Genomic DNA, 24,822 nt, shown 5'->3' with positions numbered 1-24,822 from the left:
CTGTACATGTATGTTGTTTAACGCATTGCCGAACGGACAATGATACGGTGCATCACGCGTAACTGGCCGTAATAGTCGTTCACGGCATGGTGCTGAAGGCCACGGTTATCCCACAACACAATCGTATCGTTTTCCCACCGCACCCTGGCGGTGAACTCATCGCGGGTAATATGGCTAAAGAGATAATCGAGGATAGGCGCACTCTCTTCGGCTGACATCGACGTAAAGCGGCTGGTGTGCTCAGCGTTCACGTAGATGCCAGGGATCCCTGATTCTTCATGTCGCTTGGCAGCAAAATGTGAGGCACTAAAGAAGGTATTAGCCATTGCGATATCTGTAAAATTCACCAGATGCGGGGCTTTATTACCGGCTTCCTGAATTTTATTTGAAATGAATTCCGCTTTTTCCGACAGCAGAAATTTCTGCATCCCTTCCGACAAAGCAGCAAACGCTTTCTGAGAATCTGAAAATACCGTATCTCCCCCTACTTCCGGGGTCTGTTTAGCCGCCAGCAGGGTGAAATCTGGAGGAGACTCCAGATAAGTGGAGTCGATATGCCACACACCACTGAACACATTTTTCTGATCCGGCTCTTTACGGATTTCGACAATTTCCGGGAAGCCTTCAATGCCGCTCGAAAATGGATAGCGCTGCACGTCACCGAGCCGTTCCGCAATCTGCATCAGCTGCTGAGACGATGTATCCTGCTTGCGGAAAATGAGTAACTTATGCCGAACCAATGTCGAGTACAGTTCGTCGAACTGCTCTGATACTAAAGTAGCGAGTTGTTTGTTGGAAAACTCCAAACCAAAGCTTGGAGCCAGGGGCTTCGCTTCACTAGCCAATGAAGCAACTGTTACGTCAAGACGAGTCATTGTAATTATTCCACTCTTAATCAGTTAGAAGGAGCGGACATAGTTGTAACAAGGTTGCATATTAAGTTAAATTAATCATTATTTATTGCCATATTAAGATAGAGCTTAATGATAAATTCTCAGGATATTGAATTTTTCAGTGTAATTGCAGACAGTCCTTCCCTGGCGGCAGCCGCCAGAAAACTCAATGTGACGCCACCCAGTGTCACCCAGCGTCTGCAAGCATTAGAGCGGAAAATGTCCGTCACATTAGTCGACAGAAATCTGAGAACCACCAAGCTGACACAGGAAGGAAAAAAGCTTGCCCGAGAAGGCAGAGAGATACTGCTGGCACTCGAGGCACTGCAAAATGATCTCCTGTCGAACCAGTCAATGATTGAAGGCAGACTGAATGTCCTTGCCCCGCTGGGATTTGGCACAACCCATATTGCGCCACTCATCGCCAGGTTTCAGAATCAGTACCCCAACCTGATTATTGATTTGACGCTCACCGACAAACCAAGCTGGTCGCACCCTATCAAGCCGGATGTCATGATCTATATCGGCCGGTTAAAAGATTCATCGCTGCGCTGTATTCATCTGGTTGAGAACAAACGCTTTCTTCTCGCCTCTCCTGGCTACCTTGCTTCCGCGCCACCATTGAATACACCGGAAGATCTTCATCATCATGCGTGTATCGCTCTGAAAGAGAATGACGAGGATGTCACCATGTGGAAGTTTCACCTGCCCTCCAAACAAACGAGCAGTATTCGGATCGAGCCGAAATTGTCCTGCAATGTCGGTCAGGTTGCCAAGCAATGGGCTCTGGATGGCTACGGGATCATTCAGCGTTCTGAATGGGATGTCAGGAAGGAAATTGATGCTGATCTGCTGGTCCCGGTACTGACTGACTATCAGTTACCCAAAGCCAATATCGTGGCATTGGTATCGGCAGAAAAAAGTAAGCGTTCCCGTAAACTCAGCCTGTTTCTTGATTATCTGAGCACCCACCTGCCACAGCGCTGGTAACGCGAAACTGGTACGGATAAAGATGCATAGCCTGAGGGTGAGAAAACGCCCCAGGGAGCAAAAGGTTCTGGCTAAGCTGCAGTTCGCTCTTTATTTAAACGGGATGATCACACCCATGCTATATAAGGTGGGGTTCATATCATTGAGTCCGACCAGCGTACTCGCTTCAGCGTAGCCGATCCATTTGTCATTAAATGCACCAGAGACACCGGCGTGAAAGCGACCGTAAAATTGATCGTCCGACTGAGTAATCACAGGCAGGTTACTGCTGCTGTAGGCAGATTTAAACTGGCTGATAATACGCTCTGAATCGAACTGATAATCATAATGCAGGTAGCTTTTCACATAAGGCTGGAACAGCCCTAAGCTGGTTCGGAAGGGTTTTGAAATCGATGCGCCAGTAATAAAAGTGGTCCCTTCCAGGTTATTGACATCATCAACCTGTGAAATCACATAATTTGAATTGCCTTTCGACAACCTTTCGTTGTATCTGTCCTGATCGGACAAGGTGTACTGCACCGAACTTTCTAATGCGATGGTCGCATAGGGATAGTCAACCACATAGCCGCCGCCCAGAGTAAATACCCACACGTCCGAATCGGCATCATCCATACTGCTGACCACAGGATCGGTATACATATTGACCTGACGTTTCATGTCTTTATCTATCAGGGCATAGCTGGCGGAAAAATCGAGAAACCATTCATTTTCAAAATAACTGAAATAGCCAGATGCCACTAAGCCTTCAACGCCACTGCTGCTTTCATTTTCAGCGCCAGATACTCGGTACGACGGCATGCCCAGCGCTAAACCAAACAAGTAATTATTATTCAGCAGATAGTCGCCACCCATGGTCAATGAGTAACCATCATTAACAGGCGCGGTGCGATCAACCGGGGACGATTTGAAATGAAACTGCGGCTGCGAGCGATCGACCCGCATATAAGTGCCCAAACCGCTCTGCGAATTTTCGAAATAGGATGAATTGGCGTAATCACTGCCAAAGTAAGAAGCGCTGAATGTGCGAAGACGGTTATCTTCCCTGACACTGCTTGTTCGTGTACTGACATCACCGGGGTATATAGCAAAAGATGACGCATTGAGACTGACGGCTGGGTGAAGAGATTCTTTCTTGCTGGGTTTATCTACCCTGACGTCGCTGGCCATTGACGATAAAGAGTCGATCACCTCATCGGATACCGAACTGACAAAGCTAAATTTACCGCTGTCTGCCCATGCAAGTGATGGTAAAGTGACTGCCACAACCACGACAGACAACCCGACACCGCGACACCGATGTGCGCTCTTCATACAGCCCCCTAAACTACACGCTTTATGTTATCCGTACGCCTTCATTAGACGTATCTAATACATCGTCACAAGTGCTTTCCTCTTGAGTATAGGGAGGTGAAATTTTGAGCAGTGTCGCAAAAATAACACTACGATTTTTTTGCGATTCGAAGTATTACGCCTCAGTATGTAATGGGTACAAAATCCTTGAGCAACTCGTTGAAGTCAGGCTATTTACTTTTCTGACACTGTACCTGATGCACAGCACCAAACTTTTTTCTTTTTTTATGGACATGCCAGGAGGTAGAGATGAAATCCCTGATAGCCCCCTTGTTTATCGCCTCCCTGACGGCTTTTCCTGTGCAGCCCGATGATCTGGACCAGGCCGCAAAAGATGTCTGCGGCTGCCTCGCCCAGCCCTATGCTGAACTTGAGAAAGCGTTACAGGCGGTGAAAACAGATAAAGGTAATGACCTTTCCAGTCTGATGAATTCCAAAGACGAGCTCACCAAGATGATGGAAGCCACACAAACCTGCATGGAAGATCTCAGGAAACAATACCCTGAGATCGAGGCTGATAAAGCCTTGCAAAAACAGGTGATGGATAAGACCCGGCAGTACTGCCCTAACCCGTTAGAAACGCTGGATCTGAAAGCGCCGCCCGTGCCGGCGGGTTGAGGTTTGTTCTGAGTTTTACTGGGGTTGTGGATCACTGTCGCTCAGGAAAATACGCTCGGTTCGTCATTCACACAACGGTGGAAAACCTGATAGCGAGTGCCATTTCAAAAGTGGTATTGGTTTGTCGCGCTTGAGTTTGGTGTATCTCTCAGCATTGTGTGACGCGCGCCAGACACTCTTTGTGGGGCCAAAGAGTGCCCAGAAAAGCCCTTTTGTTCTCTGGTGTGGCCCGGGACGGTTGTAGGCGCTCCCGGCGCCGACAACCTGAAAATTCGTCCTGAATTTTCCCCTCGTTTTTCAAAAACTTGAATTTCTAACTCGTTGTTAGGTAGACACTATTTAAATATCTTGTGCCGAATCTCTCAGATTCAATTTAATTAATTGAAGCATGAAGTTTTGGTCGTTTGCGTGCCAAAATGACACAAAGATGAACACCAGACTCAAATTGGCTTCTGAACGCTATGAGAACAAACCTCAAGGATAAATTCAGCCCTTTCTCGAATAGAAAGCTTTGGAACCTCAATCAGTTCATAACCGAACTTTTTGTATGCGTTCACCATTTCATGATAGGTCGCGACCGCTTCATTAAAATCTTGTTTACGCTCGATGTCATTTTCATAGATTGTTTCCCAAGGTGGGAAAATAAACACATTTTTGTGATAAATCAGATCCCGACAACTTCTTAACAAGAGCTCTGAAACTGCTATTTTTTCAAGCTGACTATAACCATATGAATCGATGATACTCCGGTCAAAGAAGGTCAAAACTGAATCATCGTGTACTTTGTAGTTGTTCAGTTCTTCAAGAACCATTGCATCACGAAATGCCATTTTATCTTTCCAGGGTAAAGCGACCCCATTGCGCTCAACCTGTGTTTGAATGACTTTACGGCCAACTTCTGTCGCACTCGGATATCCCAATTGCTCCAAAAATTTGATCACTGTGGTTTTCCCTGAGCCAGGGCTTCCCGTAAAAACGACCCGATTATTCAAAAAACCTCCCAAAACGGCTAACAGATGACATGGATTCCTCCCACATCAGGCTCTGTCAACCAGCAGAGTAATCCTGACAGCCTAGTCAATACAGTTTCCTTCCTGATATTACTTTCTTAATAAGAAACGGCGTAAGTCTCTTTCTACTCGCATGACAAACAAGATATACACTTTTTCAGCCTCATACTTGTAAAAAATGCGGCAGGGATTAATCACAACTTCACGGTAATTTAAATAATCCAGTTCAGGCGGTACACGTCCTGATTCCGGGAAGCTTTCCAGGCGTCCAACTTTTGCAAAAATGGTTTGAACAAGTTCTTTGGCAGCATCAGTATTTTCAAGGGCTATATATTCAGCAATCTCGTTAAGATCAGATAACGCTGGTTCCGTCCAGATTATTTCAGCCATTTTGACATTCTGTCCTTCGCTCCTTCATGACTCACAGTCTTACCGTCCGCTAATGCGCGCTCACCACGAGCGATCCCTTCAAGGATTGCTAAACGATTTTGCATAAATTCATAATCATCAACATCAACGAGATAAGCTGACGGCTTACCGTGCTCAGTAATCAGCACTGGCTCTTTTGTTTCATGAAGATCAGCAAGGATCTTAGTCGCTTGACGCTTCAGTGATGTCACCAGTTCTACTTTCATTCGAACCACTCCAAGAAAAAGCAAAAGTGATACTATTCTATCACTTAGAGTATAGCAAGCTCCATACTGGCGGATGAATGACATGACCGGCCCTCCGCAGCCTTTGTCAAAACAGCCAAGCCTGATTCTGTAATTAGAGGAACCCGTCATGACGAAACCCATTTAAATATCTGATTTTTATGTGATTTTAATAAGTCACATCCTGGAAACGCCACCGTTTCAGAATCCCGCGAAGCCGGTTGTTATAAAGACTGTGCAAAGTCACGCAACGCGTTGCCTGCAAAACGGAAATACTCTTTCTCCTGGACCAAACTGGCTCCGATAGAGACGTAGAATTTTCCGGCTGTCGGATTCGTACGCTCTGCAGTCCAATCCAGACGCTGACAATCATGGCTCACTGCAATTGAAGCCAAGTGCCTCATCAACGTCAAACCAACACCTTTACCCCGCGCTGAAGCAGAAACAAACAGGTCTTTCATATACATCTGGCCAGAGAGTTTTGGGGCGGGAAACATCATCGCATAGGTCGCGAATCCAACAACCTTATCGTTATCAAAGGCCGCAACCACTTTCACACCAGAGTGCTCAGAAAACACTTGCTGGCTTAAGTAGTTAACCAATTCACTCTCTGACGCAGCTTTATCCCCGAAATAATACTTTTCAAGCTCAATAAAAATTGAGAGGAGATCGAGACAGTATTCCTTACTCACTTGCTTTAGTTTCACCAATATTCCTTATCTGTGATGCTCTGAGAATGCGGCGGGCATGTTTAGCGCCTTTTAATGAATGAAGAACCGTAACCGCATCGTGTCATTAGGATCAAGTCATCAATGCCAATAAACAGACCGAATTTAGAGCAAGGAGACATAGCGATTAAGTACCTTTTCAATACCGCTGCTTGCAATATGGTTTCCATCAACCGCGTCATGATAAACACGGTAAAGCGATCCGTTTTCGCCTTCGGTGGTTTTTATATAGTAATAATCACCACTACCCGCTAAACACATCGCAACCGGTACATAACCCTCTTTTAACGCTACGATTCCTGGATAGCATTCAGTTGCTTCGGATATGCATTGCTCAATGCTCATGATTCTCATATCAGCACCAAGCTGAGACAAGTCGTCTTCTTCCGACACTTCAAAGTCACAACCAATTATGTCATTAACAGAAATAAAACTACGCCAATATGCAGGAATCATGGTTACCTCTTAACGCCCAAAGCAGCTGTGCGCGTTATCCCGTCCAGCCCGTTGGGCGATGCTGCCTTTGCTTGTTATGTTTTTACTCTGGGACAATTCTAATACCTCTGTTTTCTGCCACACCTTCATTGAAGATGGAAAGAACTTTTTGCTGAAATTCAGCCAAATATCCAGGAACACTACCTGAGTTGATACTATGGATCGTATATGGAGGTTCTATGGAGTTTATACCCCCAGTAACCACGCTATCTGCAAGAGCGTCAAGGTTTCTACCGTGCCACTCTGGCGCTTTTACTTGAATGAGAAAAATGTTGTAGAAATCTTCTTCTCTCTCGACTTTCTTCCAGTCTACAATTATCTCCATGATGCATCCTGAAACATAACGAATAACATAGCTCTCCCTCGTCAGGCTTTGCCACACTTGGTAAGTCTGACTACGAAATTACCGGAGGCCACCAAGTCGCATTTGTCTATGGCATTGATTTAGCCAAACATAGCTTCAGTATCCACGGTGAAGATCACCAAGGCAAGCTGTTGATCCGCAGAACAATATCACGCTCAATATTTCTCTCGGCATTTGCCAAAGGTCATGGCATCTAAGTGCGTGATATCTTTCAGCACATTCATGTAACCCACTGAAGTTATTTCCTTAATCATGCCTCTTTGGACTTGTCCAACACCCGGATAAAGTGCCGGTGACGAGACACATATCCTTATTTATCAGTTTTTATATTTCCTTCTAAGCAATTCAATTTTTTGTGATCTCCCTGAGATCACTCTTAAAAATCCTCTATTTGCATTATCAGGGAAAGCCAGTTCCCAACGAGCAAGGCATGAAACGCACTGAAAATCATATAAGCCAAATGGTTTAAGTTCACCAGACACTTTCATTGCTTCAATTTGTGCATGAGCCTTCACAAAATCATCATGTGTAGTAAACCCAACACATTCAAAAGTCTTCAATTTTTGGCAAGTTGTACATCTCATATAAAAACTAATACTTTGCTAAGTTGCAGTTAAATACCATACTGTGGCAGTTTGGTTGATATATGCAAAACGTCTGATAGCCATGAGCCTTGTTCTTGGCTAGGTAATTACCACTACCACACCTTCCACCATGGATTACGATTTAAACCAAAAACGTTATTTGCAATTTTGTTTAGTTCCAGAGCTTGTCGTTCTGAAAGATAAAACCAAATACTCGCTTGACCATTACCTTTTGGGTAAAAGTCATATCCTGGCTCTTTTAGGTCGTTCATTATGGCCTCAACAACACCAGCATCAGCCCAGTCATTGTCTACGACAGGTTCGAATTTTCTTTCTACACCATCGATTTCATAATGTAACTCTGCGTGCGATTTCTCAACATCCACAAGATCGGCCAACCTTTCAATGCATTTTGACCTTCCGCTTATACGATGGAACTGCTTAACAATATTAATGTAAGAACCGTTATCTTCAATCGCTTCAACATCAAAATTCCATGCTTTATCACAAATGAAACGACCCCAGGGTTCTTCTTCAATCTCAATACCATAGACAAATAGAATTAAATCGAATGGAGTGCTTTCATACTCGTCTCTAGAGAACGATATGAGAAGATCATCAATAGAAACACCCTCATTTAAAACCAAACCTATCTCAGACAGCTTTTCAATTTGTTCTTCAAGTTTCATCTACTTTCTCTATTTGCTCTATTTGCATACCGTCCAAAGCAGTGGTGCGCGTTAGCACGCCCAGCCCGCAGGGCGATGCTGCCTTTGCTTGTTATATAGTTACTCATGTTTTTGCCAGCGTGCTTTTACATTTTGGTACTGTTCAGGAATTTTTTCTTTTGCCTCATCCACAGATTGATAATCTGAATCTTGCTCAGTCTCCCAGTTAGAGCCGCAGCTAAAACGATAGATAACATCTGAATCACTATACTTACAAATTGCGATACCAAATATTTCATAAGCAACTTCACCTGACTCAAAACAAATCACTCCAAAAGGCTGATCGCCTGACCAAGCCCACTCAAGAACCTTTGCGCCGTCTATTTTTTCTGGAGGTTTACTCATATTTTCTCTGACATACAACGAATGACATGGACTCCTACTCATCAGGCTTTGCCACACTTGGTAAGTCTGACTACGAAGTTACCGGAGGCCACCATGACACATTCTGTCTATAGCATTGATTTAGCCAAACATAGCGTCAGTATCCACGGCGAAGATAATCAAGGCAAGGTGTTGATCCAAAAAACAATAACATAGCCAGAACTCTTGAGACATTTGTCAATATCTCGTCTGTAATCATCACGGTGAAAGCTCATTTCTTAGAACGAGAGTTGGATAAGCTCACTCATACGCCAAAGTTCATAGCATAGAAGTATGTAGTGCTATTCAGAACAGGAGCCAAAATTGATCTTAATGACGCTGTTGCAATTTGCAGGACTGTCACTCTATCCTTCCGCGCGCTCCGTTCAGATCAAACCTGTTCTGTCCGAAATTCTATAAACTCCCGCCATGAAGAAGTTAGCTTTAGCTTTGCCCTTTCATCTTGCGTCAAAAACTCCCAGTAAGGTGTCCAGAGCCAAGTAAACCAAAAATCTATATCTCCCTGTAAACTCCCATACTCATCCGGGTTTATGTCAGGGAATGAAATCATTGGTTCTGGTGGGGATAAATGGGCATCTAAAATTGCATCGACAATTGAGTGATCGTTCGTGATCAGATGAACTACAAACCCTCCGAAATCATCCAGTAAATTTAATTGAAATATTGAAGAATCAGAGCCTTTTTTCTCCTGTGTCTTTCTATAGACCTCAACACTGACCTCTGGGCACTGGCTTTGTAAAATGCTCTTCAACTGAGTCAGGTATTCAATCTTAATCAGGAATAAAAGGTTATAAGCCTGTTTATTGAACGCGTTAGACAAGGTGACTCTCGGATAAGACTGATGAAAGTCCCATGTTAACGAAACAACAGGGTTCTGCTGTTTCTCCTTATTAAAAAACCTTTCAATAAATTCAATTTTCATAAATAAAATCCGATACCCAGTCCGCAAAAAAATGTCCAGCCGCACCAAAAAATACTGCAAACCCAAAGTGCCACGCGTTGGCTGTCGATTTGAAGCTTTTGTTATATGCACATAATTTCGATTTGTTTAATGGCATCAGAGAACACTTTATGGCATTTGAATTCCGGCTTATCACCGACTTTATACCAGAAAAAGTTGAACTCATGCCCGCCATCATCGTGTGTGTAGAAACTCCAGTGATTCGGTAGATTTTGCTCAGTTTCACAAAGCACAAAGTGCCATTGTTGATTTTGAAAGCCGCTTTCCCAACTCCCGAGATACTTGGTACTTAAAACTTTGGATATGCCAGATTCCTCTTTTAGTTCTCTCAAAGCGGCACTTTCAATTGAGCTATCTATTAATTCTAATGTCCCTTTTACCAACTGTACGTCGGCTAGAGGATGCTCAAATAGCAGCAATTCAAGAGCATTACCTGAATGTCGAAGTACTACAGGGCACACTTTAACTTCTCTATTCTGAATCCTTTCTTTCACTGAACTCCCCATGCGCTTAACAAATGACATTGATTTAACCAAACATGCTTCACTACCCATGGCGAAGATCAGCAAGGCAAGGTGTTGAACCACAGAAAAACAACGCAATCAAAAGTCCTTGAGACGTTTGTTAATATCCCATCTGCAGTTATCGACATGGAAGCCTACGATGCCTCTCATTAATGAGCACGAGGCAGGAAAAACTCTAATTTAGGCTGTCATTAAAATAGGAACGGTTACACTTTTTTCCGCCTGTTTCGATAACTTGTTAATGCGCCATCCAACCAGTTTTTCTGGCTTAGGTTATTTACAAACCACTCAATGAAAGCTTCCGAATACCTGTGACGTCCATCTAATTCATAATGATGATTGGAACGCTTAGTTTTCTGGGTTTTGTTCTTTGTAACAACAGCCTGAAACGAATAACTTGTAATCTTGAATAGTTCCTGTCGAAGGTTAATTTCTTCAATAGCCGTTTTTTGGTGATATGGATGAGTTATATCTGGATCTTTTGTTTCTCTAATGATGATCGCTTTCTCACCACCATCACTTAGTGACAATGAAAGATCACTCTCTGATGACTTTTTAGTTAACGCTAGTTTATAGTCTACAGAAATAGAGAATTCATCTGAGTCACACTCACGTGCCATTTCTGTAAATTTACCAAGAAAGCTTTTCACTTGAGTTGCCGTTAGCTCTCCGTATGTTTCTTTTATTACAGCGACTTCCGGCTCATAACCATCGACAATGAGACTTAACAAACCTACACTTTGACCAGCTAATGGGCTATTACCCATTAGCGCTTTATACCGCTTTTGATAATTCAGTACTGTAGCTTGGAACAAACGAGACAATTGTGGTTGCAACTCTGGAATAAGTAAGTGAATAGTATGGTCTCTTAGGTCAATTAAAGTTTCCAAATTTTTGGCTACATTATTGGATGACTCCATAAGTTTACACATGGCTTCACGTATACTTATGCTAAAATCACCTTCTTTAAAGATACTCGCCGCACCATCTCTTTTTGCTATCTCCGACTTAAGCATGAGTTCCCAAGCATTTACCATCATAATGGTAAATGCTTCGACACGATTCCCCAAAGTTGGACGGTTATACACTTCAAGCGCTAATGTAAATGCATCATGGCTTCGTTTAATTAGTTGTTCGGAGAGAATTTCATCAGGTGATTTAGACTGCGTATTCAAACTTTGGGACATAAGCCTGAAAAACTGATCATTTGAGAGTTTATTAATTCCACTACATTTCCATAATGACCGGCTCACTTTAACAATGTACTCCCCTTTGAGCTTTTCATTAAAGTACTTGTTCACCGAACTAACACTATAGCCGGCTGATTCTGCAACTTCTTTTACTGTAAATTCAGAACCCTTTTCTTCTAGCTTGCGGAGTTCATCCAATAGCTGAAGAAGCATACCCTTTCTAACCATGTTAAATTTCCCTCCAAAAGACTAACGAATGATATGGACTTCGCCTCATCAGGTTTTGCCACACATGGTAAGTCTGACTACGAAATTATCGGAGGCCACCATGTCACAATTTATCTATGGCATTAATTTAGCCAAACATAGTTTCAGTATCCACAGTGAAGATCACCAAAACAAGGTGTTGACCCACAAAACAATAACACGGTCAAAAGTCCTCTCGATATTTGCCAATATCCCGCCAGCAATAATCGGGATGGAAGCCTACTGTAACCCTGCTTTTAGAGGAACCTTTCAACGACCTCTGGCTGAAGAAAAACCCCAAAAAGTGACGATCATTGCCTGTGTCAGTAAGATGGTTGTATCCTAAATTCTATTTTGCGCGATGGTGTCTTATGGGATGCAAAATCAGCATGATTTTAATGATTGACGCCATAGTCGTTTGTTATAAGCACATTATACCAAAGATCTAATCGCCCTAAGCTTTGTTGGAATATCATCATACGAATCAACCCAGATAACACCGATCCCGAAAGATAATGCATCATTCTCATCAAACTTTTGAGCGAGACTAACCAAATCAACTGTTAGCCCATCAACGTCAAGCTCACCGTCGACACCTTCGTCAATCCCTTGAATTGCTGTATTTAGGCGTTTTTTTGCTTTTGCAATATCGTACTTTTCCTTGAAGCAATAATGATGGATGCCATCATCTCCCCGCTCCTTTTTCGCAATGTCCAAAATTCGACGTAAATTTGGGTCAGAGAACGACAGACCAATAAACACACAGTTGAAATCTTTAAATTTGTTAATTTGGGACAAGTTACTCCAACCGTAACTATCCAAATACTGTTGGTGATAACCAACTTCACTCAGGATCACTTTATTTCTATATGTTAACTGACCATGCTCTGGCAAGTACCCATGAACGTGATAAATAGGTAGTTCATTTGGCTTGTTACGCATACCGCTAGAGTGAATAGGAGCAAAGGGAATGTCTACCTCTATGTCCCCTAAACACTTTTCCAATAAATCATCGTAATTATAGGTAATGATACTATTCAAGTTAGGGGTTCTACCTGCAGCTATGCAGTATTGCCTTATCTCTTTCAACAATAGTGAATGTTCATTAACGGTTATTTCACTATAAAGGATCTCACGAATGGCACTTTCAAATGCCAGATTCGCATTTGGATGACTTTTCTGAAAGTGATGTTGTAGATAACGAGCAGAGATCAAAGAGCTCGGTTCAAAAACACTAGAAAAAGTTTTCGCCAAGATACTAGCATCAATATCTGAACTATCATCATTTTGCAAAGTTAATAAGAGTAGCTTTTGAAGTAATGTATTCCAATTGGGTAACCCATATGCAATTGAAACACCAGCTCCCAAAACGAACACTAGTTGCTCACTTTTGTACCAATCCGCGACTTGAGCAAGCTTGTTGTCGTTATTTAGTGTTGTACCAGAATTAACAAAGTACTTATTTAACAAGCTTTTCAAAGATTTATTTGCAACATCTGTCAACATTGAACTACTTATCGTCGATGCTAATAAACTCTCATATGACATTCATTACTTCTCCAAATTATTCTGTGCTTATAACATTTAATTCAACGACACCATGTCGTATAACTCTTTCAATCAAAATCCACTTAAATATCTGTTTATATTAAACAAACCGCACTTAACCAGGTAAATATATCAGTAAGATACACGACATCATATCGTGTATCTTACTCAATCATCTGATGCTACCCAATTGATAATATTTGTTTTTTTGTATTTCATGACTTACCCCAAAAATCAGCGACGTATAGGCTTGTAAGTAAGTGACATCAATCACTTACTCAGTGCAAGGAAACCGCAGCCATATTACACACTCACCCAACCACAAAAACCCACTCGCTGTATGGATTACCGCATGCGCGGCAATGACAGATGTGGGTAATGATGCATGCCTGAAAACACACAACACCACCACAATATTCAAGAAACCCACTCCCCAGGGAAAAATTCAGGACGAATTTTTAGGTTGTCGGCGCCGGGAGCGACTACAACCGGCCCGGACAACACCAGCGAACCAAAGGCGTTTCTGGGTACTCTTTTGGCCTAAAAAGAGTACCTGGCGCGCATTGCACCATGCCAAGAGAACCACCAGACTCAAGCGCGACATACCACAGCCGTACCAAAATCCACAGTAACAACACCTCAAAAAACCAAAAGAAACCCATTCCCCCAGGGAAAAATTCAGGACGAATTTTTAGGTTGTCGGCGCCGGGAGCGCCTACAACCGCCCCGGACCACACCAGAGAACAAAAAGGGCTTTCTGGGCACTCTTTGTCCCCACAAAGAGTGTCTGGCGCGCATCACACCATGCCAAGAAATGCACCGAACCCAAGCGCGACATACCTCAGCCGCACCAAAGCCCGCAGCCACAACACCCAAAAAACCAACAGAAACCCTCTCCCCCAGGGAAAAATTCAGGACGAATTTTTAGGTTGTCGGCGCCGGGAGCGCCTACAACCGCCCCGGACCACACCAAAGAACAAAAAGGGGCTTTCTGGGTACTCTTTGCACCAACAAAGAGTACCTGGCGCGCATCAAACCATGCCGAAATGAACACTGAACTCAAGCGCGACATACCTCCACTGCACCAGAATCCCAGCCGCTGCCCCGAACCAAAAATTGTTATCCAACGACACTACTGCCATAATCTCCCCCACTCACGTGTCCAACACGCTCCCCTTAAAGCAATACAAAAGTAGATCAAACACAATGACAACACAGTCAACGGTCATTATTGGACTGTACAACCCCAAAAGCCCGACGAATGTTGGCGCAGTGATGCGTGCCGCAGGCTGCTATGACGCGACCCAGGTGCGCTATAACGGTACCCGCTATAACCGCGCAGCAAAATTCCACACCGATACCCATAACAGCCATGAACGTATTGAGCTAGTCGAGATGGACGAGCTTACGGCCGGGTTAGCCGATGATGTAGAAATTGTCTGTGTTGAGTTGGTGGTTGGCGCGACGGCACTGCCCCGTTTTACCCATCCTGAAAACGCTGTGTATGTGTTTGGCCCAGAGGACAGCTCACTGCCACAAGAGGTTGTCGATAAAGCCCATCATGTTGTGTATGTGCCTACCAATGGCTGCATGAATCTGGCAGCAACGGTCAATGTGGTTTTGTATGACAGACTAGCCAAAACACTGGGTGCGATTGATGACCATCAGCAAATCGTCTCGAACCGGGACAACAAAAACAAGCTGGCCGTCAAAGGCTGCGTTTGACATAAAAAAAGGGCCATCAAATGGCCCTTTCTGTTTCATCGCGCCGTCTAACCCGACATAAATTGCCAGAACAAGGTCGACAATGGCGGCAAATCAATCATCAGCACTTCACTGCCTGACGCCTCATCCCAGACGGTATTCACCGTTTGTTCTACCGGCATCCCGCTGCCCCAGTACTGACTGTCATCACTATTGAGCACTAACCGATACTGACCCGGCTGAGGGACAGGTATGAGATAGTGTTGCCGCGCCACAGGGGTGAAGTTACTGACCACCAGCACCTTGTCGCCATTGCGGGCGAAGCGCTCATGCGCGATCACACTGCGGGACGCATCATTCTGCACGCACCAGGCAAAGCCGGAAGCATCACAATCCAGTTCATACAGAGCCGGGGTTGACTGATACAGGGCATTTAACGCCCGCACTAAGCGCTGTACGCCGGTATGGCGGTCATACTTCAGGTAATGCCACTCCAGCACGCCGTCGTGATTCCACTCCGCACTCTGGGCGATCTCGGCTCCCATAAAATTCAGCTTTTTACCGGGCTGACCATACATATACGCCAGATAGGCACGCAGATTGGCCGTTTGCTGCCATTCATCGCCCGGCATTTTATTCAGCAGCGAGCCTTTGCCATAGACGACTTCATCATGCGACAGCGAAAGCACGTAATTCTCGCTAAATGCATACACCAAGGGAAACGTCAGCGTATCGTGATGGTGCTGCCTGTAAATCGGATCCTGGCGGATATAACTCAGGCTGTCGTGCATCCAGCCCATGTTCCATTTGAAACCAAATCCCAGCCCGCCTTCATAGGTTGGCCTGGAGACGCCGGGAAAACTGGTCGACTCTTCCGCAATCGTCATGGCATTGGGATAAAGGCGGTAGACTTCTTCATTCATCCAGCGCAATAAACTGGCGGCGTCATGGTTGATATTGCCGCCTTCGGCATTGGGTATCCACTCCCCTGGTTGTCGGGAGTAATCCAGATACAACATAGATGCGACAGCATCGACCCGCAGGCCGTCGATATGAAAATGCTCAAACCAGTACAGGGCATTGGCGACCAGAAAACGGCGCACGTGCTCGCGGCCATAGTCGTAGATATAGCTCTGCCAGTCCTGATGCCAGCCGCGGCGCGGATCCGGGTCATGAAACAAGGCGGTGCCGTCAAAAAAGGCCAGGCCGTGATCATCGGCAGGGAAATGTGCCGGCACCCAGTCAAGAATCACGCCCACCCCGGCCTGATGGCACTGGTCGACGAAATACTTAAAATCATCGGGCGAGCCATAGCGGCTTGTCGGAGCAAACAGCCCCACCGGTTGATAGCCCCAGGAGCCGTAAAAAGGATGTTCCGCCACCGGCATCAGCTCAACATGGGTGTAGCCCATCTCTGTCAGATAAGGGATCAGCTCTGCTGCCAGCTGACGGTAACTCAGGCTTTCACCGGATGCCTGCCGCCGCCATGAGCCCAGGTGCAACTCGTAAATGGAAAGCGGTTGCTCATGCTTGGCTGTCACCTGACGCTGCTGCCATGGTGAGTCCTGCCAGTGATAACGGCTGTGATCATAGACTCTGGATGCAAATGACGGATACTGCTCGGCCTGATAGCCCCAGGGATCGGCCTTGTGAGGCAGGCTGTTGCCCGCCTGATCGCACAGTGCAAATTTATAGCGTTCACCGGCTGCCAGACCGTCGACAAAACACCCCCAGTACCCTTGCTCCAGCGCGGATAAAGGATGGCTGCGACTGTCCCAGTGGTTAAAATCGCCCACCACGCTCACCGCCGAGGCATTAGGCGCATACACCAGAAAACGTACGCCGGAGATCGGTGAGCCGCCGGTATCAAGCGTTAACAGTTGCGCACCCATATGGTGATACTGGCTCGAGGGCTGAGCCAGTTCAGCCAGATCCGGCAACCAGTCTTTGATCTTTACATGTCCGGCGCTCACGATTTACTCCTGCTTCTCGGCAGCTTGGCGGCGTACATCCGTCAACCGCTTCGTCAGATCCATGATGTCCTGACGATTAAACAAGTCTTCAAGATTCACCGACAGCTTACGCCGCCAGTTCGGATACTCATCTACCGTGCCCGGAATATTGACCGGCTTATCCATTTCCAGCCAGTCTTCCAGCTGCAGGCTGAGCAATGCGCTGGAACCCGCGGCAAGATGTAACTGCAGCGCTTCGGCCAGAGTACTGTCCATAGGCACATACCGGGCGTCACGGCCGACATTTTGCGGCAGGAAGCCATGCCAGTTGACGCTGTCCAGAATGCGCTGTTTGCTCTCTGCACGGCTGTCGAACAACCCCTGCAGTTGCTGCTCATCCGGGTACAAACCCAGCTCACGCCCGAGCTTGAGATCGTCGCAATGCCAGAAGCCTCTCAAGGTCGGCATATCGTGGGTACACAGGGCCGACATAGACTGCGCGGTATAGTGCGACGGCGAATAATAGCCACCGTCTTCAGCGGTTTCGAAGAAAAAGACCTTATAAGAGTGAATACCAGCGCTCGCCAGTTTATCGACGATTTCATCAGGCACTGTGCCCAGGTCTTCACCAATCACGGTGCATTGATGGCGGTGACTTTCCAGCGCAAGAATCGCCATCAGATCATCGACCGGATAGTACATATAGGCGCCTTGTTTGGCCGATTCGCCTTTTGGGATCCACCATAAGCGAAGCAGACCCAGCACATGGTCGATCCGTAACGCGCCGCAATGGCGCATATTGGCACGCAGCAGTGCAATGAACGGCTGATAGGCCGTTTTGCGCAAAGCCTGCGGGTTAAACGGCGGCAATCCCCAGTTTTGTCCCAGCGGGCCCAGGATATCCGGCGGCGCGCCAACACTGACACCCTGACACAGGGCATCCTGATCGGCCCAGGTTTCTGCGCCGGAATCGCACACTCCGACGGCCAGATCCCGGTAAAGTCCCATCACCATGCCTTTCTCTTCGGCAAGTTGCTGCGCTTCAGCCAACTGGGTATCTGCCAGCCACTGGAGGTACATATACAGCTGAACCTGCTCTGGATGCGCGGCGATAAACTGTTTTACCGCGGCGTTATCGAAGTGACGATACTGCTCCGGGAAAACCGGCCAGCCCCAGATTTGATCGTTCTGATTTTTCAGCTCGGCATGGAGTGCATCAAACGCGGCCTGGTGCAGCAGGCTCTCCCCGCCGGTTTCGACGAAATCAAGAAACTGTCGGCCACGAGCGGTCAGTGATGCCAGATGACGTTGCTGAAAGGTGTGAAACAGCATTGGCAGCACAGTCATTTTCAGGCATGCCACTTCACTGTAATTGACCCAGTTACTGTCACGGGCCGCCACCAGGCGCTGCTGGAATTCGTCACTGCCCACTAATTGCAACGCCTCATCACACTGAGCAAATTCCGGGACGGAACACACATCAATGTAGATGATGTTCAGCCAGCGACGGGAAGACGGGCTGTACGGGCTGGCACCTTCCGGATTGGCCGGAAACAAAGAATGGATCGGGTTCAGGCCGACAAAATCGCCGCCACGGGATGCAATATCAGACACCAGATGCTTGAGATCGCCAAAATCGCCGATACCCCAGTTATGACCGGTACGCACTGAATACAGCTGGACACTGGCGCCCCAGAGCTTCTTGCCCTTCTCCAGCGCCGGCTGCTTATAACAAGCCGTTGGGGTGACAATCAGTGTCATCTCATAAGGTGACTGGCGGCGTTTACGGAAAATCTCAAGCCTGTGATAGCCCAGCGCAAGGTCAGGCAGCGCAAATGTCATACCGCCGCCCTGCTCACGGTCATCTGTCACCAACTGCGACTGCAGCCAGCCTTCCATGACTTCACCCTGCTCCGTTTCCAGCCGCCAGCTGAAATCGCTGATGCGGGCACTGCGTCCCAAAGTCAGTTCGATATGCACAGGTTCACCGCGGCGAACGACTTTCACCGGGGCCAGCACTTCTCTTGGCTGTAACCTGGCCGCTGAGGATTCCAGCGCCTGATCACTGCTGGTATCGTAACCCAGCGCGATCAGTAACCGGCTCTGTGTCTCAGTACTTACAGATGTTTCCGCACCCCAGGCACTGATGTAGCTGTCAGCCAGCCCGGCCTGCCTGGCAATCTCTTTCACAACCTTTTCTGTTCTCATTCTTCTTCTCCGTGACACGGTTAAGGCTGACTGTCTCTCCCACAAGTTCAGCCTATGTCACTACTTACAATAACGCCGGGACCACACAGCCCCGGCAAAAATATCAGCGTTTTACCGCTTTCAGTTGCCAAATGTTCTCTACATAGTCGCGAATACTGCGGTCTGAGCTGAACTTGCCGACCAGCGCGGTATTGAGTATCGCTTTTCGCGCCCAACCGGCTTTATCCCGGTAAGCGTGGTCAATGCGTTCCTGAGCCGTGACGTAATCCGCGAAATCGGCCAGCACCAGATACGGATCGCCTCCTTCCAGCAGATTGTGTCGAATGCCTGCCAGTGCGTCGGGCTCACCCGGTGTAAAGGTCTCGCCCAGCAGCAGATCCAGCGAGGCTTTCAGTAGACTGTCAGACTCGTAGTAACGGGTTGGCTGATAGCCTTTGTGGACAAGTTCCATGACTTCGTCCACCAGCAAACCGAAGATAAAGATATTGTCATCGCCGACTTCTTCACGGATCTCAACATTGGCGCCGTCCATGGTGCCGACAGTCAGCGCACCGTTCAGGGCCAGTTTCATATTCCCTGTACCTGAGGCTTCTTTACCGGCCGTCGAGATTTGTTCAGACACATCCGCAGCCGGGATGATGATCTCCGCCAGGCTGACACGATAATCAGGAATGAAGACCACTTTCAGCTTGCCGGCAAGACGCGGATCATTATTCACTTTCTCTGCCACTTTGTTGATGGCAAAAATGATGTCTTTGGCCAGCGCATAACCCGGCGCGGCTTTGGCCGCAAAAATGAACACCCGCGGCTGCATATCAAACTTAGGATCGTTGAGCAGACGGTGATAGAGCGACAAAATATGCACCAGGTTCAGATGCTGACGCTTATATTCATGCAGTCGCTTGATCTGCACATCGAAGATGGCATCTGTGTTAAGCGTAATCCCCATGTTGTCGGCTACCCAATCGGCCAGACGCTGTTTGTTGGCCTTCTTCACTGCCATGAAAGCGTGCTGGAACTCGGCGTCATCGGCAAAGTCAGCCAGTGACGACAGCTGTTCCAGTTTAGCCGGCCAGTCTGTGCCGATTTTTTCATCTATCAGTGCGCTCAGTGCCGGGTTACAGAATTTCAGCCAGCGACGCGGGGTCACACCATTAGTAACATTCTGCAATTTACCCGGATACAGTGCGTCGAACTCAGGGAAAAGATCACGTTTAACCAGCTCCGAGTGCAGCGCTGCCACCCCGTTCACTGCATAACCGCCAATCACACACAGGTTTGCCATGCGCACCATTCGCTGGTTGCCTTCCTGAATGACAGACAGTTTACGCTTCACCTCATCATTGCCCGGCCATTTTGCCTCGACCAGATCCATGAATCTGTGGTTGATCTCAAAGATGATTTCTAAGTGACGCGGTAACAGATTGGCGATCAGTGATTCGCTCCAGGTCTCCAGTGCTTCCGGCAGCAAAGTATGGTTGGTGTAGGCAAAGACTGAATTACAGACAGACCAGGCATCGTCCCAGCTCATGAAGTGCTCATCGAGCAGAATGCGCATCAGTTCGGGAATCGCGATTGTCGGGTGGGTGTCATTCAGCTGAATGGTTTCCAGCTTGGCCAGATCTTCAATCGCATGGCCTGCGGCCAGATGACGACGCAGAATATCGGCCACCGAACAGGCGCAGTGGAAATACTGCTGCATCAGACGCAAGGTTTTACCCTGCTCATGATTGTCATTCGGGTACAGCACTTTAGTAACACTACCGGCCTGAATCGCCGCCTGCTGCGCCGCGATGTAATCGCCGTCGTTAAACAGCGCCAGATCAAACGGTGCCGGCGCACGGCACTCCCACAGGCGCAGAGGATAAACGCTGTTATTCTGATAACCGATAATCGGCAGATCCCAGGCGATCCCGTCTACTTGCATACCCGGCACCCAGCGGCGACGCTCTGCGCCAGCGTCATCGGTGTACACCTCGACATGGCCATACAAGCCGACCTTCTGGTTCAGCTCCGGACGCAAGACTTCCCACGGATAGCCTTCCTGACCACGCCACGCATCCGGGGCTTCCATCTGGCGGCCATGATCAAAAGATTGCCTGAACAGCCCGTACTCATAGTGCAAACCATAGCCGACAGCCGGAAACTCCTGCGCGGCCAGTGAGTCCATAAAACATGCCGCCAACCGGCCGAGTCCGCCATTGCCAAGCGCAGGATCGCGCTCTTCTTCCAGCAAATCTGTCAGGTTCTGACCAAGCGCAGCCATGGCGCCGGAAACCTGCTCATACAAGCCCAGGCTGATCAGATTGTTACCGGTCAGGCGACCAATCAAAAATTCCAGTGAGAGATAATTCACGCTGCGGCAGGATTGGGCAGACAACTGCTGCTCGGTTTCAATGAGGTTGCCTGTGCTTATGTCTGCCAGTGCACGGCTCATGGCCAGATACCAGTGGCGTGACGTCGCTGTCGCTGGTGTCTGCGCATAGGTAACCAGAAGATGTTGCTCAACCGAAGCCTGGAAAGCCGCCTTATCAAAGGTAGGCATCTTGGTTTGCGTTTGCATCATTCGTTTCTCGCTGTCGGGTTGTAATTGTAGAAAATGAAAAACTGTTGAGGCTAATGCTGCCTGTGCGGTACTGGAAAAACATCATCCCATGCCGTGGAGGTGGAGGGAGGAGCACGAGGGCGTAGTGATCAGTTCGCGAGAATTGTGTGACAAGCCGCTGACTTTTCGGGTGCTTCACCGCAGCGGTTCTGATGTTTATCACAAATATCGCTGGCAATGCGCTTGTACAGGGAAGTGATAAAAAGAACTGTGCTTGTTACAAAAGTGTGACCAACCCCTTATTTATGGGGATGAGAGGTATAACAACTGATGATTTAGTGAGTAACTCGGGTAATGATAAATGCGCCTGCACAATCATTCATGACAATAAAGATTAATCATAATTATGTGGATACCTTCAAAGCTTACCCGTCCCGGACGGTTACACAATGCGATCATGCGCCCCAGGTTGCTGGACCTGTTGCACCAGGCGCCCTCATACCGCCTGGTGCTTTTCCGTTCGCCGGCAGGCTATGGCAAAACCACCATGGCTTCTCAATGGCTGAATGAGCATCCGCATACGGGCTGGATTAACCTTGATGACAGTGATAATGACACCTTCCGCTTCGCGAATTACCTGTTACAGGCCCTCAATAAAGCCACAAAAGATGCCTGCCTGAAAACCAGGGCGATGGCCGAGCGCCGGCAATTCGCCTGCCTCAGTACCCTGTTCAGTGAATTATTTGCCGAACTGCAGGACTATCCGCACCAGACCTATCTGGTTCTGGATGACTATCATGTCATCAACAACGAAGACATACATGACGGTATGCGTTTCTTCCTGAAAAACATGCCGGATGAACTGACTCTGGTCGTCACCAGCCGCAGCCTGCCGCCATTGGGGACAGCAAACCTGAGGGTCAGAGATTTGCTGATCGAAGTCGATCATGAATGGCTGGCCTTTGATGAAGAGGAAACCACGCGATTTTTCAGTAAACGTGTGGCCAATGAGATCGAAACCAGTGCACTCAGCAGTCTTCGTGCTCAGGTGGAAGGCTGGCCTTCTGCCTTGCAGCTGATTGCCCTGCATGCTCAGCAAAAACCGAACCATCTGATTGAATCGACGCTGTCTCTGGCCAACTTTAATCGCAGCCACCTTTGGGACTATCTGGCTGAAGAGGTCTTCGATTTACTCGATGAAGACACGCGATCTTTCCTGCTGCAATGTTCGGTGCTGGATATGTTTAACGCTGAACTGGTGATTGATTTAACCGGACGCAGCGATGCACTGGTGAAGCTGGAGTACCTGAACCGCTACGGACTCTTTATCACCCCGCTGGAAGGGGCGGATAACTGGTACAGATTCCATCACCTCTTTGCTGAATTTCTGCGCCACAAACGCCACTCGCATATTCCTGAACAACGAAAGGATTTGCATAACAAAGCGGCCAGGGCCTGGCTGAATCAAAGCAGCCCGCAGCAAGCGCTTTACCATGTGCGAAAAAGCAACAATCAGCCGATGATGGTCTCTATTCTCAGCGATCATGGCTGGAGTATGTTTCACCACGGAGAACTCAAACTGCTGGAAGAATGCATAGCAACGTTAGATCGCAGCATGCTCTTTAGCAGCCCGCGCCTGATCCTGCTCAGACTCTGGCTGGTTCAAAGCCAGCACAGGTATAACGAAGTGGGCGATCTCATTGCGGAATCTGAAGCTGAAATGCAAAGCAATAACATCAGTTTCAATGATGCCCTTCAGGGCGAATTCAATGCGCTACGTGCGCAGGTGGCGATTAATCAAAGCAAACCAGAGGAAGCCTTATTGCTCTCTGAGCAGGCTCTGGGACAATTGCCGGCCAACACCTATCGCAGCCGCATCGTCGCCACCTCTGTGGTCGGTGAAGTCCATCACTGCCTCGGCAATCTGAGCCGTGCGCTTCCTATGATGCAGCAGACTGAAAAGATGGCGCGTCAATACCATGTCTATCATCAGGCACTGTGGGCCTTGTTGCAGCAAAGTGAAATACTGCTGGCGCAGGGCTCCGTACAGCCCGCCTTTGAGCTGCTGGAACAAGGATTCAAGTTAGTCCGGGAGCAGCAATTACAGCAAGTCCCCATGCATGAATTTCTGTTGCGTCTGAAGTCGCAGATACTCTGGTGCTGGAACCGGCTTGATGAAGCTGAAGAAGCCGCGTTGAAAAGCCTGGATGTGCTGGCCCCCTATGATGACACTAAGTCGCTGCAGGCTTACTCAATGCTGGCCAGAATTGCCATCACCCGGGGTGAGCAGGACAAAGCCGCCCGGTATCTGCAACGCTGCAATGATCTCATGGAAACCGCGGATTTCCACATAGACTGGCGCGCTAATACCGATGTCGCTAATCTGCTTTACTGGCAGCAAACCAAAGAGCTGGAGAGTGTCCGCCACTGGTTATCGCAGGCAGAGCAGCCGGAAGGCGCCTGCAACCATTTCCAGCAGCAACAATGGCGTAACCTGGCCATGGCGCACCTGATGCTGGGTCAGATTGACCAGGCCCAGCATATTCTCAGCATGCTGCTGGACAGTTGCGATAAGCATCAGCTGATAACCGACAGAAACCGTAACCTGATCCTTCAGGCCGTGATCAGGAAAAAAGCCGGCGATCGCAACGCCGCGTTAACCCACCTTGCCGAAGCACTGCGGCTGACCAACAGCACAGGCATGGTCGGCAACTTCCTGATTGCAGCCGAAGACATTCAGGACTTACTGCAAGAACTGATTGATGAAAAATTATTAAACGAGCTGTCGCAACACAGAGCACGTCAGTTGCTGCGTGAAATGAACAGTAAAGAGCGTCATCGCCTGGTCCATTTTGATGAAGCCTTTGTCGAAAAGTTGCTCAATTTACCTGACTTGCCCGAGCTGATAAGAACCAGTCCGCTGACACAAAGGGAATGGCAGGTGCTGGGATTAATTTATACCGGTTACAGCAACGAACAGATTGCTTCTGAACTGGACGTAGCCGCTACGACGATAAAAACCCACATCCGTAATCTGTATCAGAAGCTCAACATCGCCAACCGCAGCGAAGCCATTGAAACCGCTCAGGAACTGCTTAGCCTGATGGGTTACCAGGCATCTTGATACTCAGGTATTAAACAGGGGGG

General features: G+C 47.6%; 20 protein-coding genes and 2 pseudogenes. 5 read left to right on the top strand and 17 right to left on the bottom strand.

What is annotated here, in order from left to right:
• Positions 1-17: 17 nt before the first annotated feature.
• Complete coding sequence (locus P0Y67_RS11860) at positions 18-875, bottom strand: TauD/TfdA dioxygenase family protein (RefSeq protein WP_342392016.1); 858 nt, start codon at positions 873-875, stop codon at positions 18-20.
• Positions 876-983: 108 nt separating this feature from the next.
• Between P0Y67_RS11860 and P0Y67_RS11855 the strand changes: the two genes are divergently transcribed.
• Positions 984-1,883, top strand: a complete 900-nt coding sequence (locus P0Y67_RS11855) for a LysR family transcriptional regulator (protein WP_342392015.1) — start codon at positions 984-986, stop codon at positions 1,881-1,883.
• Positions 1,884-1,973: 90 nt separating this feature from the next.
• Here P0Y67_RS11855 and P0Y67_RS11850 read toward each other — a convergent pair whose 3' ends face one another.
• The gene (locus P0Y67_RS11850; RefSeq protein WP_342392014.1) at positions 1,974-3,194 is read right to left on the bottom strand and encodes an autotransporter outer membrane beta-barrel domain-containing protein; all 1,221 of its coding nucleotides are present in this window, start codon (positions 3,192-3,194) and stop codon (positions 1,974-1,976) included.
• A gap of 288 nt (positions 3,195-3,482) precedes the next feature.
• Between P0Y67_RS11850 and P0Y67_RS11845 the strand changes: the two genes are divergently transcribed.
• Positions 3,483-3,851: a hypothetical protein gene (locus tag P0Y67_RS11845; protein WP_342392013.1), complete on the top strand. Its 369-nt coding sequence runs from the start codon at positions 3,483-3,485 to the stop codon at positions 3,849-3,851.
• Positions 3,852-4,291: 440 nt separating this feature from the next.
• On the opposite strand, the gene P0Y67_RS11840 is transcribed toward P0Y67_RS11845, so the two are convergent.
• The 11 genes from P0Y67_RS11840 to P0Y67_RS11790 all read right to left on the bottom strand — a co-directional run bounded on the left by P0Y67_RS11840 (position 4,292) and on the right by P0Y67_RS11790 (position 11,700).
• The gene (locus tag P0Y67_RS11840; RefSeq protein WP_342392012.1) at positions 4,292-4,843 is read right to left on the bottom strand and encodes an AAA family ATPase; all 552 of its coding nucleotides are present in this window, start codon (positions 4,841-4,843) and stop codon (positions 4,292-4,294) included.
• A gap of 108 nt (positions 4,844-4,951) precedes the next feature.
• A complete protein-coding gene (locus P0Y67_RS11835; RefSeq protein WP_342392011.1) occupies positions 4,952-5,251 on the bottom strand; it encodes a type II toxin-antitoxin system RelE/ParE family toxin in 300 nt (99 codons plus the stop codon).
• The gene (locus P0Y67_RS11830) at positions 5,239-5,496 is read right to left on the bottom strand and encodes a type II toxin-antitoxin system Phd/YefM family antitoxin (RefSeq protein ID WP_192013602.1); all 258 of its coding nucleotides are present in this window, start codon (positions 5,494-5,496) and stop codon (positions 5,239-5,241) included. Before P0Y67_RS11830 ends, P0Y67_RS11835 begins: the two co-directional genes overlap by 13 nt.
• Positions 5,497-5,738: 242 nt before the next feature.
• Positions 5,739-6,227 (bottom strand): GNAT family N-acetyltransferase, encoded by a 489-nt coding sequence (locus P0Y67_RS11825; protein WP_342392036.1) that lies wholly within the window; start codon positions 6,225-6,227, stop codon positions 5,739-5,741.
• Between the two features lie 120 nt (positions 6,228-6,347).
• Entirely contained in the window at positions 6,348-6,698 is a 351-nt protein-coding gene (locus P0Y67_RS11820; protein ID WP_192013600.1) for an SMI1/KNR4 family protein, read from the bottom strand.
• An 82-nt stretch (positions 6,699-6,780) separates the two neighbouring features.
• Positions 6,781-7,062 (bottom strand): barstar family protein, encoded by a 282-nt coding sequence (locus P0Y67_RS11815; RefSeq protein ID WP_192013598.1) that lies wholly within the window; start codon positions 7,060-7,062, stop codon positions 6,781-6,783.
• 736 nt (positions 7,063-7,798) lie between these two features.
• Positions 7,799-8,374 carry a hypothetical protein gene (locus tag P0Y67_RS11810; protein WP_218385829.1) on the bottom strand — a complete coding sequence of 192 codons (576 nt, stop codon included), beginning with the start codon at positions 8,372-8,374 and terminating at the stop codon, positions 7,799-7,801.
• Positions 8,375-8,473: 99 nt separating this feature from the next.
• On the bottom strand, positions 8,474-8,758 hold the full coding sequence (locus P0Y67_RS11805; RefSeq protein WP_218385831.1) for a hypothetical protein: 285 nt from the start codon (positions 8,756-8,758) through the stop codon (positions 8,474-8,476).
• Between the two features lie 409 nt (positions 8,759-9,167).
• Positions 9,168-9,719 carry a hypothetical protein gene (locus tag P0Y67_RS11800; RefSeq protein WP_342392010.1) on the bottom strand — a complete coding sequence of 184 codons (552 nt, stop codon included), beginning with the start codon at positions 9,717-9,719 and terminating at the stop codon, positions 9,168-9,170.
• Between the two features lie 101 nt (positions 9,720-9,820).
• The gene (locus P0Y67_RS11795; protein ID WP_446728830.1) at positions 9,821-10,360 is read right to left on the bottom strand and encodes an NUDIX hydrolase; all 540 of its coding nucleotides are present in this window, start codon (positions 10,358-10,360) and stop codon (positions 9,821-9,823) included.
• A 128-nt stretch (positions 10,361-10,488) separates the two neighbouring features.
• A complete protein-coding gene (locus P0Y67_RS11790) occupies positions 10,489-11,700 on the bottom strand; it encodes a DUF3644 domain-containing protein (RefSeq protein ID WP_342392009.1) in 1,212 nt (403 codons plus the stop codon).
• Between the two features lie 265 nt (positions 11,701-11,965).
• On the opposite strand from P0Y67_RS11790, the pseudogene P0Y67_RS11785 reads away from it, so the two are divergent.
• A pseudogene (locus tag P0Y67_RS11785) lies at positions 11,966-12,111 on the top strand (IS110 family transposase); the annotation flags it as partial.
• Positions 12,112-12,150: 39 nt separating this feature from the next.
• Here P0Y67_RS11785 and P0Y67_RS11780 read toward each other — a convergent pair.
• Positions 12,151-13,224 carry an SIR2 family protein gene (locus P0Y67_RS11780; protein ID WP_342392008.1) on the bottom strand — a complete coding sequence of 358 codons (1,074 nt, stop codon included), beginning with the start codon at positions 13,222-13,224 and terminating at the stop codon, positions 12,151-12,153.
• 1,248 nt (positions 13,225-14,472) lie between these two features.
• Between P0Y67_RS11780 and P0Y67_RS11775 the strand changes: the two genes are divergently transcribed.
• Positions 14,473-14,991: an RNA methyltransferase gene (locus P0Y67_RS11775; RefSeq protein ID WP_342392007.1), complete on the top strand. Its 519-nt coding sequence runs from the start codon at positions 14,473-14,475 to the stop codon at positions 14,989-14,991.
• Between the two features lie 47 nt (positions 14,992-15,038).
• Here P0Y67_RS11775 and glgB read toward each other — a convergent pair.
• From glgB to P0Y67_RS11760, 3 genes and pseudogenes are all read right to left on the bottom strand, one after another.
• Positions 15,039-16,895: pseudogene (gene glgB, locus P0Y67_RS11770) on the bottom strand (1,4-alpha-glucan branching protein GlgB); the annotation flags it as partial.
• Positions 16,896-16,946: 51 nt separating this feature from the next.
• The gene (gene malQ / locus P0Y67_RS11765; RefSeq protein ID WP_342392006.1) at positions 16,947-19,130 is read right to left on the bottom strand and encodes a 4-alpha-glucanotransferase; all 2,184 of its coding nucleotides are present in this window, start codon (positions 19,128-19,130) and stop codon (positions 16,947-16,949) included.
• A 103-nt stretch (positions 19,131-19,233) separates the two neighbouring features.
• Positions 19,234-21,696: a glycogen/starch/alpha-glucan phosphorylase gene (locus P0Y67_RS11760; RefSeq protein ID WP_342392005.1), complete on the bottom strand. Its 2,463-nt coding sequence runs from the start codon at positions 21,694-21,696 to the stop codon at positions 19,234-19,236.
• A gap of 385 nt (positions 21,697-22,081) precedes the next feature.
• Here P0Y67_RS11760 and malT point away from each other — a divergent pair, with 385 nt between their 5' ends.
• On the top strand, positions 22,082-24,799 hold the full coding sequence (gene malT, locus P0Y67_RS11755; RefSeq protein WP_342392004.1) for an HTH-type transcriptional regulator MalT: 2,718 nt from the start codon (positions 22,082-22,084) through the stop codon (positions 24,797-24,799).
• Positions 24,800-24,822: the final 23 nt, after the last annotated feature.

The sequence above is a fragment of the Photobacterium sp. SP02 genome, assembly GCF_038519165.1.
GTDB lineage: Bacteria > Pseudomonadota > Gammaproteobacteria > Enterobacterales > Vibrionaceae > Photobacterium > Photobacterium halotolerans.
Note: the sequence above shows the minus strand (reverse complement) of the source record. Positions and strands in the feature narration are given on the sequence as shown.